Below are 12,740 nucleotides of genomic sequence, written 5' to 3' on the forward strand. Positions count from 1 at the left end.
CAATTTTTTAAGTTGATAGTATGCCAGATTCTCATATAGAACAAGAATACGTTAGGGACAAAACAAAACTAGTTTTAAAGGTAAATTATATTACTAGTGCTTTGGCCATTGCTTTCGGAATTGTTTGTGTATTTCTAATGAATATAAAAGAGGTAATTCCACACGTGCTTTTTCTTTATGGAGTTGCCAATCTTGCCAATACGCATGTGTATCGATATACAAAAAAGATTGATATTACTTACTACATATCTTCATTTATGGCCTTGGTCAGCGCTCTGATCGTGACCCTTTATAGTGGAGGCATCAATAGTTCCTTTATTTTTATGTTGGCCCTAGTGGTATTTGCCGGGTACGTGAATACACGTAAACAAGGTCGGTTTTTTTCATACTTGACTTTTGGCATCATCATTTTCATATTCTCGCAAAGTTTTCCTGAACTAAGCTTTACACGAAATCTTGTTCCAACTGAGTTCAGAAGTGTATTCAGTCTCTTATCGGTATCTTTTTCCCTCTTTTTATTGGGCAGCATCTTTGGAAAGGATTTACTAAAGTCGCACAACGCCCTATACAAGTCAAAAAAAGAGCTCACACTGCAAATGCACGAAAAGGAATTACTCTTAAAAGAAGTGCACCACAGAGTGAAGAACAATCTTCAAACGGTATCCAGTCTCTTGAGCCTTCAGACCCGTAATGTGGAGGAAACCAGAATGAAGAATCTCTTGAAAAGCACGCAGAACCGTGTAATTTCCATGGCCATGGTACACGAAATGCTCTATATGCGTAAGGACATTAGTCAAATCGAATATAAATCCTATGTACAGGAACTTAGCGAATATTTGATCCGATCCATAAAAGGTTTGGACAGTAAAGTCCAACTAAAAATCGATATCCCTGAAATCAAATTGGGAATCGATACGGCCATTCCATTAGGTCTTTTGATAAACGAAGCTGTCACCAACGCACTCAAATATGGTTTTGCAGATGATCAGGAAGGGGAAATCTATATTGCCCTTAAAAAAGAAATAGATAAACACTACGTGCTAAATATTGGTGATAACGGCGTAGGTTTTCCCGATACCATAAGCTATAAGAATTCCAAATCCTTGGGGCTCAAATTGATTCACAATCTTACAAGACAACTTAAGGGATCCATACAGAAAGATACAAGCAAAAAAGGGACCAACTATATTATTAGGTTTCAGGAAATAAAACAGCAATTGTCACCGGTAGCATAAATTTCTACTACCAAATCTGCTTACTTCACAATATTGATTGAAACAACGTATTGGGTATCCTGATTTCCCCCGATATTTCCTATATTTAGAAAGCTATTATAACGCGAAGCTTTCACCAACCTAAAACCAAATGAAAAAAGTATTCTTCCCGATTTTCCTATTAGTCCTTTGTATAAACATTTCATTTTCCCAATCCCTGGAGGGTGATGGCCCCTATCCACAGTTAATAATTCGCGGGGTCATGCTGATCAATGGAAATGGGGCACCGCCTCAAGGACCTATTGACATAGTCGTAGAAAATAATATTATCAAGGACATCCAAGTTGTTGGGTATCCTGGGGTAAAAATCAAAGAATCGGATAGGCCACAATTGAAACCTGATGGCAAGGAGTTGGACTGTACCGGAATGTACCTCATGCCCGGTCTTATTGATATGCACGGACATATTGGTGGAAAAGCCCAAGGTGCAGAACCTGATTATGTATTCAAACTATGGATGGCCCATGGAATCACCACGGTACGGGAACCGAGCGGGAGGGGCGTTGACTTCACCATGGACCTCAAGAAAAAAAGTGAAAAGAATGAAATCATTGCCCCACGTATTATGGCCTATACGGCATTTGGGCAAACCAGTAAATCATTCAATCCACTCAATGACATTCCTATCTCCACTCCAGAACAAGCAAGGGAATGGGTTAGGGCCAATGCCAAAAAAGGTGCGGACGGCATAAAATTCTTTGGGGCAGAACCAGAGATTATGGAAGCGGCCTTGGACGAAAATAAAAAATTGGGGCTGGGTTCCGCTTGCCATCATGCCCAATTAAGTGTTGCAAGATGGAACGTACTGCACTCTGCACGTGCTGGTCTAACATCCATGGAACACTGGTACGGACTCCCGGAAGCTTTATTCGACAGTAGAACGGTACAGGATTACCCTTTGGACTACAACTACCAAAATGAACAACATCGCTTTGAAAATGCGGGTAACCTATGGTCGCAGGCTGCGGAACCGTATTCTGAACATTGGAACAGTGTGATGAACGAACTGTTGGAACTCGATTTTACCCTGGACCCAACTTTCAATATCTACGAGGCCAGTAGGGATTTACATAAGGCCAGAAGAGCGGAATGGCACGAGGATTATACACTTCCTACTCTCTGGGAGTTTTATCAGCCCAGTAAAATATCGCACGGTTCTTATTGGCACGACTGGGGAACCGAGCAGGAAGTGGCCTGGAAAAAGAACTACGATCTTTGGATGACCTTCGTCAACGAATACAAAAACAGGGGTGGCAGGGTCACCACTGGATCTGATTCCGGTTTTATTTTTCAATTGTACGGTTTCGCCTATATACGTGAATTGGAATTGTTGAGGGAGGCCGGATTCCATCCCTTGGAAATCATCAGGTCGGCTACTTTGAACGGAGCCGAGGCCCTTGGAATGGATGACAAAATAGGCAGTGTGGCAATAGGAAAATTGGCCGACTTTGCCATTATAGCCGAAAATCCACTTCAGAATTTAAAAGTACTTTACGGAACAGGTGCCATCAAACTTACCGAAGACAATCAAGTAGTTCGTGTTGGTGGTGTAGAATATACCATCAAAGATGGGATAATCTATGATTCAAAGGCATTATTGGCCGATGTAAAACGACAAGTGGATGAAGCCAAGGCCAAGGAAAATTATACGATAAAACAACCTGGTATCAAACAGTAATGGTACTATTGGGACGCTTGTAAAGCCCGTGTTATCTTTTATTTTGGTCTACGGGTATTTTAATCGGTTTTAAGTCTCCCTTTGATTTTGGAAAAATAACCAAATAGGTTGCAATCAATAATCCGGCAATAAGTGTGATAGATAGTAACATAGCTTTAAGGTTTAAGTGTATGACACGCTAAAGTGCCTTATATGTTCGGTAGGTCAAATTTTATGCCAATTTAGGGGTATCGTTCTTTGTTGTGAAAAATAGCGCGCTTTTAACCCTGGAATTCTTATGTCGATATAACCTTGCAATTCCAGTTTGTCCTTCTTTCCCTATAACATCCATAGTATCGGTTTGAACGGTGCTGTCTATTAGGATGACACTTTCTTGAAGTGTGGCTACCTTTACATTGACTTTACCATCTTGAGCCAAGGAAGTTCCTCCGAAAAAAAGAACTAGGGAAAGGGTTAAAATAGCTTTCATAACATTGATTTGGGTTATATAAAGCTAACTTGGCAAGTAAATTAATATCGGTATATCTCGCTGAAATACACCATTTTTCGGCCTTTGGATTTTTGTTGGATGAAGTGTAAAAAACCCTCGGTAAACGGGTTGTTGTTCTGGTTCAGCTTATCGATGAATAAAGCACTTTAACGACCATTTTATTGTAATTAAACAGAAGCAGGGATTAAATCCAACGAAAAATACTTAACTATTTTCCTTACGGAGCACTTGAAGTGGCGGACTTTTTAGTACCGAAATATTATTGCTAAGCCCTATCATTAAAACCAGCAACGTAATGCCAGGAAGTACCACTAAAAATGGAATCCAAGACGGTACAAAGGGTGTTTCGAAAATAAAATATGCCAGGAGCTGACTCCCAATCAAGGATAACAATACCCCGATGCCACTTCCCAAAATACCCAAGTACAGGTATTCCAGTGCCGTGATTTTAAGAATCTGGCCGCTCTTTGCACCAATGGTCCTTAAAAGTACGCTTTCCCGAATCCGTTGGTATTTGCTATTTCGTACAGAACCTATAAGCACAATAATTCCGGTAAGGATGCTGAAGAAAGCCATAAAACTTATCACCCAGGATATTTTGTCCAATATACTTTCTACGAGGGTAATCACCTGCCGTAAGTCCAAAATGGAAACATTGGGAAATTTCTTTACCAATTCTCGCTGTAAGTTGGCGGATGAAGACTTGTCCGGGGCATTGGTGGTCAATACATGAAACTGTGGTGCATTTTCCAAGATACCTGTTGGGAAAACAATGGAAAAATTAAGCTGCATTCTACCCCAGTCCACTTCCCGGATACTCCCTACGACCGTCTCCATCAACATGCCCTGTACATTAAACAGCAACGTATCGCCTACCACTACCTGTGCGTCTCTAGCTACATTATCCGCCAATGAGATAGGGACCGGGCCATTTGGAGGCATATTCTTGGTAAACACTCCAGATATCAATTTTTCAGACCCAATAAGCGAGTCTCTATAGGTTACCCTAAACTCATGGTTAAGAATCCATTTATTGATACTGGTTGTTGTATCCAAACGGATTTCATTGACACTACGGTCCTTGATACGTTCCATACGCATGGTAACGATCGGGATGTTATCCAAAATGGGTAATCCTTTTGGGGTTACCGTATTTATAATTTCCTGCTTTTGGTTCGTCTGCACATCGAACATAATGATATTGGGACTCTTTTCATTGGACTCCACCACGGCCTTGGCCAATAAAAAGTCCTTGGTAAAGTACAGGGTGCTGATCAAAAAGGTCCCAATTCCAATGGCCAAGATTAAAACGGCTGTTTGGTTATTGGGCCGAAATAAATTCAATAGGCTTTGCCTTGATGTAAAACTCCAAGATTTTGGAAAATACTTTTTAACCAATCGCATGAATAAGATGGAAACTCCTCCCAAGATGGAGAAGGTGACCAAGATACCCACAACAAACCCCAGTGCATATTTAAGGTTGTCCAAGAGCCACAAAGCGAACAAAAAGACAAACAGTACAATGGCCAAAACGACCCATATCTGGGCCTTTCTTGATTTTACCCCAGTATTCTCCTGAACCCTCAGAACTTGCAAAGGTGATACGAACCATGTATTGAGCAAAGGGGAAAGGGCAAATAAGACGGACATGAGCACTCCTAAAATCAAACCGACGGCTATTGCGGAATACGAAGTGGAGATTTCAACCTCAAACGGTAGAAATTCCTGCAATATCATGGGGAAGGTCTGCTGGAGCAATAGTCCAATGACCGTGCCTATGAATCCACCTAACAATCCCATTCCAGAAATTTGCAGGAGATATATTAAAAATGTCTGTTTTCTAGTGGCTCCCAAACATTTTAGAACGGCCACTGCCTTCAGTTTTTCCTTGATATAGATATGAACGGAGCTTGCGATTCCCACACAACCCAAAAGCAGGGCAATGAATGCCACCAAGTTTAGAAATCTACCTACATTGTTATATCTTCTTCCCAACCGGTCACTGGTAGAAGTATGGGTATCCAAATCGGCATTTTGTTCATCCAAGATAGGGTCCACTTCCTTATCAAGTTGTTCCAGGTCCGCATCCGGGGATTTAAAATAATAGGCATATTCTAACCGACTTCCCTTTTGCAGTAATCCGCTAAGCTCCATATACTCGAAAGGAACGATAATAGGTGGTGCTACTGATGTTCCAATGCCTGTGCTTCCAGGTGCGGTAATCAAAGATCCAACTATCGGGAAGGTAATGCTCCCCAATTTTACACTGTCCCCCACTTTTAAATCGAACTGGATCATGGCTGTGGCATCCACCAAGGCACCGCCTTTTTCCTGATACTCTAAGGCCGCGGTGGCCGGTTCTGTTTCCAATTCTCCATAAAAAGGAAAATTCCCTTCCACACCCCTAACCTGTACCAATTTGGTTTGGCCGTTTTTTACAAAGGCGGCCATGGAAGCAAATTTCACCTCCATGGCTCCAGCCCCACCCAAAGAGTCCATGATTTGAAGTACACGTTCATTGGCAGGCTCATTACTGTCAATTAGAAAATCGGCCCCCATTAAAGCCTTGGATTGCCCTCCAATATTCTTCTGAAGGTTTTCACTGAAAGATTGAATCGATACAACGGCCGCAATGCCCAGAATAATACTTCCCATAAAAAGGAAGAGTCGTCTTCCACTGGCCTTGCCATCACGCCAAGCCATTTTAAGCAACCATATAAATGGGGTTTTGGTAGATGTTTCTAAACCGTTCAAGCTAGGGTTTTAGTTTGATTGGAAATAATTTTACCACCTTTCAAGCGAATGATTTTTTGGGTTAACTGGGCCAAATCCAAATCATGGGTGACTATAACCAAGGTCGTTCCCATTTCCTTGTTCAGCTCGAACAAAAGTTGAATGACCTTTTCACCGGTCTCCTCGTCCAGGTTACCCGTGGGCTCGTCTGCAAATAAAATATCGGGGGTTGTTGAAAAAGCCCTCGCCAAGGCGACCCGCTGTTGTTCCCCACCTGATAACTGTGAAGGATAATGATCGTACCTGCTCCCAAGACCTACTTTGTCAAGCAAATCCTTGGCCATATTTTGGGCGTTGGGATTACCTTGCAATTCCAAAGGAACACTAACGTTTTCCATGGCTGTTAATGTAGGCAATAATTGAAAATCCTGAAAAATAAACCCGACCTTTTGGTTTCGTAACAACGCCAATTCATCCTCGTTCAGGTGGCTAAGTTCTACTCCACAGAGTTCAATACTGCCTTCATCTACGTGGTCCAAACCTGCACATAATCCTAAAAGTGTCGTTTTACCACTTCCCGAAGGGCCAACAATCGAAAAAGTTTCACCGGCCTCAATGTCGAATGAAATACCATCCAAAACAGTTAAATAATTAGAACCACTTTTATAGGTTTTCCTTAGATTCCGTACGTTTAATATCTTTGCCATAAATCGTTTGGTACAAGCTAACAAAGTAAACAAATGATTTCTACTTTTAGAAGAAACCATGATGCACAAAGTATTAAAGTTTAGTTATTTTTTGGCCTTTTTAGTCCTATTTGCCTGCGGCGAAGGTAAAAAACAGGACAATACTTCTGGGGAAGGTAAGGACGAATCCACGGAATCCATTCAGCAAGTGGAAAGCACCAACGAAAAGGTCATCCTTTTTTTTGGGAATAGTCTTACCGCCGCTTATGGATTGGAAACGGAGCAGGGATTCCCCAATTTGATTCAGCAGCGAATCGACTCCTTGGGGTTGAACTATACAGTAATCAACTCCGGACTGAGTGGAGAAACGACCTCTGGAGGCCTCAATAGGTTGGATTGGGTGTTAAACCAAGATGTGGACATCTTTGTATTGGAACTAGGTGCCAACGACGGCCTTCGGGGTATTCCTTTAGATAAATCAAGGGAAAACCTTCAGAAAATTGTCGATGCCGTCCAAGAAAAAAACCCGGAAACCATCATTATTCTTGCCGGTATGCAGATTCCCCCCAATATGGGATTGGAGTATACGGCAGAATTTAGGGGTATGTATTCAGACCTTGCGGAAGAAAACGATATTTTGCTTATTCCCTTTCTATTGGAAGGGGTAGCGGGCGAACCGGAACTAAACCTGGAAGATGGAATACACCCAACGGCGGAAGGCCAAAAAATAGTCGCCGAAAATGTTTGGGATATTCTGGGACCCGTAGTCCTTGAAGAAAACGAAACTGAAACATCCCAGGATTAGGCCAATTTTTCAGTTTTTTCTTCCACAACAAAAGATAGGGCTCGCTTTACCCTTGAATGCTTAAGTACAAAAATACCTGTTACCGCAGGGAGCTTTTCACCCAAATTAGTTTGGTCCATGGGTTCAGTAATGGGCATTGAAATGGTTCTTACTTTCATTTCAGATACCGGTTTCTGAGCTTGGGCAAAAGCGCCCGTGCAGATAACAAGCATAAAAAAAAGAATGGTTTTCATTAGTAGGTAGATTTGGTCTGTATATAACTCCATCATTGTTGATTTCAAATTCAGGATTCGATGAAGTGTTAGGTTTTACCGATGAATTTCAAACTTTTCGATGAACAACATTGGTTAATAAGTAATTTCCTACATTAATATTTTAAGTTCATCGATGTTTTCGTGCATTTCATCGATAAATTAATTCGATTCCTACATGTTTAAAGTAGATGATTACCAAAAAATAGATGGAGGTACTTGAAAAGTTTTGAAGGGGTAGCCCCAAACCTGCCATTCGGCAGGTAGGGATACCGAGGGGATAATATTGTAGTCTAGGCCATTTTAGGGCTGGTCGCTCTTGTAGCAAAGGAAAGTTCCTTTTTGACCCTTGAGTTTTTGAATCGGTACAAACGGGCCACTTCCTGTTTTCCTTCCATCTTTATTGATTTTTCGGTTTGGGTATCTATGCCCATCACTATCGTCTGTACCTTTGAGTTCTCGGTCCTGTCCTGTGCGCTGGCCGCGGTCCCTATTAAGAAGATGAAGAAGATGGTTGCTATTGTTTTCATGACTTACGTTTGTTACACTATTATAACTGGCGCAAGCGTATTTGAGGGGGTTGCCATTCGTTGAAAAACAAGCATTTCTCGATATCCGGCAACATAACGGACAATGTGTAAAATTCAATCGACGAACGTACTCGGCGTAAAAAACAGGTTATCGAAAAAAGGTGTTTTTAATCGAGCGGGATTATCAAATTTTCAATAGCAAATTAGGATCTGGGCAATTCTTCTTGTAATAATCAAGGTCTTCTTGAGCACATACGCCCGGATAATCACCTACGTAGTCTGACAAATCCTGGATAATCTGAAAATGCAGGTGCGGAGCGTAATTTACATTGATATCCGGGGTACCCAAGGTCGCCAGTACGCTTCCGGCACTAAACTCCATTCCAACGGTTAATCCCTTTAAGGATTCAAGACTCAAATGACCGTAAAGGGTGTAAAATATTAAATCATCAAAATGGTGTTCCATAATTATGGTAGGGCCATAATCCCCTTTTACATCATTGTTCTTAAAACTATGGATTTTTCCATCCAAAGGAACCAGTACCTTGGTTCCGGCAGGTGCCCAATAATCGATTCCTAAATGTATATTTCTTTGCAGGTCAGCACTGTAGAAACTACCTTTATCGTCGTATAAATTTCTTTGTTCCAAGTAGCCCCCATAGGCAACAAGACCCTCTTCTTTCTTTAAAACCAAATCTATATAGGTTTGACAGACTATCGGGTTGGTAATGTCAAGATCCTTCAAATGGGGATTCTCAACGGATAGATCCAGTGGAACATAACTTGATACAGGATAGGTGTGTTCCAAAATAGGGATTGTCCCTTCGGAACATGAAAAAAGTAATTGCTCGAAAGTGTTCATCGGATAAAAATAAGTTGAGAATCTATATCCTTAACATATTTTAACCTTTTTTGAGGTAAGTCCTTTGTATTTTTCCTACTAACTAGATAAAACCCATTATAATGAAGAACATACAACTAATTGTTTTAGGCTTTGCCATACTCTTAGCTACAAGCTGTCAGTCCAAAACCAAACAGCATACGATTTCCGAAAATGCTTCTGAAAAGGTGGCAACTCCTGAAAAAATTGAAAAATTGAGTCGGCAAGACCTAAGCAAATATGAAACCGCCTATTTTGCCAGTGGCTGCTTTTGGTGTGTGGAAGCCATATTTGAAAGTGTTAGAGGGGTACAGGAAGTAATTTCTGGCTATGCCGGGGGAACGGAAAAAAATCCAACCTATGAAATGGTGGGCAGTGGACAGAGTTCACATGCCGAAGCTGTGGAAGTATATTATGACCCTAAAGTCATATCCTTTGTGGAATTGGTCCAAGTATTTTTTGGGTCCCACGACCCCACCACGTTAAACCGCCAAGGTCCAGACCGGGGAACGCAATATCGTTCCATTGCTTTTTATAAAAATGAGGAAGAAAAAAAGATTATAGAAAGTTATATCCAGGCATTAAAAAATCAAAATGTTTACAGCGGGGCGCCCATTACTACGGAAGTGACCGCCTTTACCAAGTTTTATGATGCGGAGGAATACCATCAGGATTACGAAAGAAAACATCCTAACAATTCCTACATTCGTAACGTTTCCATTCCAAGGTTGAATAGGTTTAAGGCCAATTTTGGGGGTTATTTAAAAGAGGAAGTCCATTAAGGAATTTCCTTACATTATAAAATTTTTTAGTATTTTAAAGGACGTAAATACTTCGCTATGAAAAAATTACGTCCTTTTCTCTTTTTGGCCTGTCTCTTTATGATGGGCCTCATTTCTTTCGATACACCCGTACAGGAAAGTGTACAGATCAAGAACATCCTGGGAAAGCTCCTGCTCTACAGCAAGAACGAAAGGCCGGAGAAAACCTATCTGCTGACGGACAAGGACTTCTATACCAACGGGGAGACCATATGGTTCAAAACCTATCTCGTGGACGGCATAGACCACAAGGCAAGCAACAAGAGCAAGGTCGTTCATGTGGAACTGGTAGGCCCGGACGGACAGGTCGTGGAACGAAGGAAACAATTCGCTATGGGCCCGGGGGCCGAGGGCGAAATTAGGTTGGACCAAGAACTCGAACAGGGCGAATATACTCTGAGGGCCTATACAAAATACATGCTCAATGAGGACGAGCCCATACTCTTCGAAAAGAATATCCACATTTGGATGCAGAGCATGACCACATCCGATTTTCCTGAAAATTCCCAAAACTTAGGCAATTCCAAGGAAAACGGCGAAGGTGATGCTTCGGAACAGGCATCCCGTACCATCGTGCGCTTTTTCCCGGAAGGCGGACAGCTCGTTTACGGGATGGCCACCAAACTCGGCATCGAGGTGACCGACGGACTGGGCAACGGTCTAGCTGCTAGGGGCAGTATTCTGGACGGGGAAGGCAACATCGTTACCGACTTCAATAGTGGGGAGTTCGGCCTGGGCATGGTCAACCTTAAACCACTTCCAGGAAAGACTTATTATGCACGGTTGAACGGAGAGTCCTATAACAATGAATTTGAACTGCCAAAGGCCATAAACGAAGGGTATCTGCTCAACGTTACGGACCGAGGGGAATATATCCTGGTACAGGTGGCCACAAACCTATCGGACGGACTGCAGGGAGCACTATTACTGGGCCACCTAAGGGGCGAGGTCTTCCTAAAACAGGTGGTGAACGGTTACGGGACGAAGGAACATGCCGTAAAGATATATCCGGAACAGCTTAAGGAAGGAGTGGCACAGTTCACCTTGTTCACGGCCAAGGGCGAGCCCGTAAGCGAACGGCTCTTCTTCGTGGAAAATCCCGATCAGCGCGCATCGCTTTCCATGGATACGGACAGGAAAAGCTACGGAACAAGAGATCGCATTCAAATCGACCTGGCACTAGCAGATTCCGAAGGAAATTCATTGGAAGGTGAGTTCTCCATGAGCGTGGTTTCCGATAATTCCCTGACCTCCGAATATTCCCGCGATATACGCAGTTGGCTCTTGCTCGACTCCGATGTGGGGGCTACCGTTCCCGATGCCGGTTATTTTTTCAAGGATGCCTCCCAAGATAGAAAACAGCTTTTAGACGCTCTTATGCTCACCCATGGATGGCGACGGTTCGAGTGGCAGGAACTCCTACGACAAAAAACAAGCAAGAAGCTGCGATTCCCACCAGAAAAGGGCATTACCATCAGCGGTAGGACCGTCAGCTTCCACGACAACGAAAAGCCCAGACAGAGCGTGGCATCCCTCACCCTTATGGGAGAGGACCTTATCTATGAAAAGGACTCGACCGACATCGATGGAAGGTTCAGTTTCGGGAACTTCTATTTCCAGGACAGTTTGGACGCCATACTCCAGGCGGAAAGCATCTCCAAAAAACCAAGGTCTATCGACTTTATCCTAGACTCGACCCACCCGATGAATCTGCCAGCCGCTCGAAAAAATTCTACCAAAATTTCAAAAGTTGTCAAACCCGATAACGACTATCTTCTCAATGCTTATAAAAAAAAGGTAGCAGATTTCAAATATGATCCTAAGGAGGTTACCCAACTGGATGAAGTGGTTGTAACCGAAAAGAAAAAAACAAGAAAGGAATTGATTAATGAAGCTTATAATACTATGTTTTCGTCAAGTCCCTTTTCAAGAAGAGTTTATCGTGATTCCATTTTTGGGGGAGTTTCCCTTAGCGCAATGGATTTATTAGCAAGAATATCCGGAGTTTGGGTTACAGGGACATATCCATTTCAACAAATCAAACTCCCAGGTGGTCCCAAATCTATGAACGCGGGATCTATTCCAGGGGTTATGGTTGATGGTGTCTGGTCGGATATTACGTACTTACAAGGTTTAAGGGCTATAGAGGTAAGTTTTATGGATGTAAATTGGGCAGATACCACGATTTTTGGTTCACAAGGAGGGGCTGGTGTTATTTCAATATATACCGAAAAAGGTTTGACGTTTGATGAAATACCCGAAAAGTATCCGGGTATTAAAGATTTTAAAATACCCGGTTTCAACAAGGTAAGGGAATTTTATACCCCTAATTATTCATTAGACAAAAAAGAACATGAAAAGCCCGATTACCGCTCTACCCTGTTTTGGGAGCCCAACATAATGCTAAAAAAGGAAGGGGACAACAAACTAGAATTCTTTACGGGGGATAACCCGGGCAGATACCTGATAAAAATGGAAGGGCTTACGAACGATGGCATTCCCGTAAGTCATACCGTAGAAATTGAAGTGGATTCATCCAATTAAAAAAACATCAAAAATTACTATCTTCAAGCGTCCAAAATGGACGCTTTT

Annotated in this window: 11 protein-coding genes; 5 read left to right on the forward strand and 6 right to left on the reverse strand. The window is 42.2% G+C overall.

Annotated elements, in window-relative coordinates; genetic code table 11:
• Positions 1-20 precede the first annotated feature (20 nt).
• Positions 21-1,235 carry a sensor histidine kinase gene (locus DZC72_RS17185; RefSeq protein ID WP_125224157.1) on the forward strand — a complete coding sequence of 405 codons (1,215 nt, stop codon included), beginning with the start codon at positions 21-23 and terminating at the stop codon, positions 1,233-1,235.
• A gap of 130 nt (positions 1,236-1,365) precedes the next feature.
• Positions 1,366-2,952 carry an amidohydrolase family protein gene (locus DZC72_RS17190; protein WP_125224158.1) on the forward strand — a complete coding sequence of 529 codons (1,587 nt, stop codon included), beginning with the start codon at positions 1,366-1,368 and terminating at the stop codon, positions 2,950-2,952.
• A 211-nt stretch (positions 2,953-3,163) separates the two neighbouring features.
• Here the strand turns inward: DZC72_RS17190 and DZC72_RS17195 are convergent, their stop codons facing one another.
• From DZC72_RS17195 to DZC72_RS17205, 3 genes are all read right to left on the reverse strand, one after another.
• Positions 3,164-3,421, reverse strand: a complete 258-nt coding sequence (locus tag DZC72_RS17195) for a hypothetical protein (protein ID WP_125224159.1) — start codon at positions 3,419-3,421, stop codon at positions 3,164-3,166.
• A 225-nt stretch (positions 3,422-3,646) separates the two neighbouring features.
• Positions 3,647-6,145 carry an ABC transporter permease gene (locus tag DZC72_RS17200; protein WP_125224206.1) on the reverse strand — a complete coding sequence of 833 codons (2,499 nt, stop codon included), beginning with the start codon at positions 6,143-6,145 and terminating at the stop codon, positions 3,647-3,649.
• A 47-nt stretch (positions 6,146-6,192) separates the two neighbouring features.
• On the reverse strand, positions 6,193-6,882 hold the full coding sequence (locus DZC72_RS17205; RefSeq protein WP_125224160.1) for an ABC transporter ATP-binding protein: 690 nt from the start codon (positions 6,880-6,882) through the stop codon (positions 6,193-6,195).
• 58 nt (positions 6,883-6,940) lie between these two features.
• Here DZC72_RS17205 and DZC72_RS17210 point away from each other — a divergent pair, with 58 nt between their 5' ends.
• Positions 6,941-7,666: an arylesterase gene (locus DZC72_RS17210; protein ID WP_394340662.1), complete on the forward strand. Its 726-nt coding sequence runs from the start codon at positions 6,941-6,943 to the stop codon at positions 7,664-7,666.
• Here DZC72_RS17210 and DZC72_RS17215 read toward each other — a convergent pair.
• The 3 genes from DZC72_RS17215 to DZC72_RS17225 all read right to left on the reverse strand — a co-directional run bounded on the left by DZC72_RS17215 (position 7,663) and on the right by DZC72_RS17225 (position 9,309).
• Positions 7,663-7,899: a hypothetical protein gene (locus tag DZC72_RS17215; protein ID WP_125224161.1), complete on the reverse strand. Its 237-nt coding sequence runs from the start codon at positions 7,897-7,899 to the stop codon at positions 7,663-7,665. The genes DZC72_RS17210 and DZC72_RS17215 overlap by 4 nt on opposite strands.
• A 311-nt stretch (positions 7,900-8,210) precedes the next feature.
• The gene (locus DZC72_RS17220) at positions 8,211-8,447 is read right to left on the reverse strand and encodes a hypothetical protein (protein WP_125224162.1); all 237 of its coding nucleotides are present in this window, start codon (positions 8,445-8,447) and stop codon (positions 8,211-8,213) included.
• A gap of 184 nt (positions 8,448-8,631) precedes the next feature.
• A complete protein-coding gene (locus DZC72_RS17225; RefSeq protein WP_125224163.1) occupies positions 8,632-9,309 on the reverse strand; it encodes a peptidoglycan DD-metalloendopeptidase family protein in 678 nt (225 codons plus the stop codon).
• A gap of 101 nt (positions 9,310-9,410) precedes the next feature.
• On the opposite strand from DZC72_RS17225, the gene msrA reads away from it, so the two are divergent.
• Complete coding sequence (gene msrA / locus DZC72_RS17230) at positions 9,411-10,109, forward strand: peptide-methionine (S)-S-oxide reductase MsrA (protein ID WP_125224164.1); 699 nt, start codon at positions 9,411-9,413, stop codon at positions 10,107-10,109.
• Positions 10,110-10,166: 57 nt separating this feature from the next.
• Positions 10,167-12,692: an MG2 domain-containing protein gene (locus DZC72_RS17235; protein ID WP_125224165.1), complete on the forward strand. Its 2,526-nt coding sequence runs from the start codon at positions 10,167-10,169 to the stop codon at positions 12,690-12,692.
• Positions 12,693-12,740 lie beyond the last annotated feature (48 nt).

The sequence above is a fragment of the Maribacter algicola genome (assembly GCF_003933245.1).
GTDB lineage: Bacteria > Bacteroidota > Bacteroidia > Flavobacteriales > Flavobacteriaceae > Maribacter > Maribacter algicola.

What these genes read in the sequence shown, in the direction of transcription:
- DZC72_RS17185 (WP_125224157.1), top strand. Translation starts at nt 21, where the DNA reads ATGCCAGATTCTCATATAGAACAAGAATACGTTAGGGACAAAACAAAA.
- DZC72_RS17190 (WP_125224158.1), top strand. Translation starts at nt 1,366, where the DNA reads ATGAAAAAAGTATTCTTCCCGATTTTCCTATTAGTCCTTTGTATAAAC.
- DZC72_RS17195 (WP_125224159.1), bottom strand. Translation starts at nt 3,421, where the DNA reads ATGAAAGCTATTTTAACCCTTTCCCTAGTTCTTTTTTTCGGAGGAACT.
- DZC72_RS17200 (WP_125224206.1), bottom strand. Translation starts at nt 6,145, where the DNA reads ATGGCTTGGCGTGATGGCAAGGCCAGTGGAAGACGACTCTTCCTTTTT.
- DZC72_RS17205 (WP_125224160.1), bottom strand. Translation starts at nt 6,882, where the DNA reads ATGGCAAAGATATTAAACGTACGGAATCTAAGGAAAACCTATAAAAGT.
- DZC72_RS17210 (WP_394340662.1), top strand. Translation starts at nt 6,941, where the DNA reads ATGATGCACAAAGTATTAAAGTTTAGTTATTTTTTGGCCTTTTTAGTC.
- DZC72_RS17215 (WP_125224161.1), bottom strand. Translation starts at nt 7,899, where the DNA reads ATGAAAACCATTCTTTTTTTTATGCTTGTTATCTGCACGGGCGCTTTT.
- DZC72_RS17220 (WP_125224162.1), bottom strand. Translation starts at nt 8,447, where the DNA reads ATGAAAACAATAGCAACCATCTTCTTCATCTTCTTAATAGGGACCGCG.
- DZC72_RS17225 (WP_125224163.1), bottom strand. Translation starts at nt 9,309, where the DNA reads ATGAACACTTTCGAGCAATTACTTTTTTCATGTTCCGAAGGGACAATC.
- msrA (WP_125224164.1), top strand. Translation starts at nt 9,411, where the DNA reads ATGAAGAACATACAACTAATTGTTTTAGGCTTTGCCATACTCTTAGCT.
- DZC72_RS17235 (WP_125224165.1), top strand. Translation starts at nt 10,167, where the DNA reads ATGAAAAAATTACGTCCTTTTCTCTTTTTGGCCTGTCTCTTTATGATG.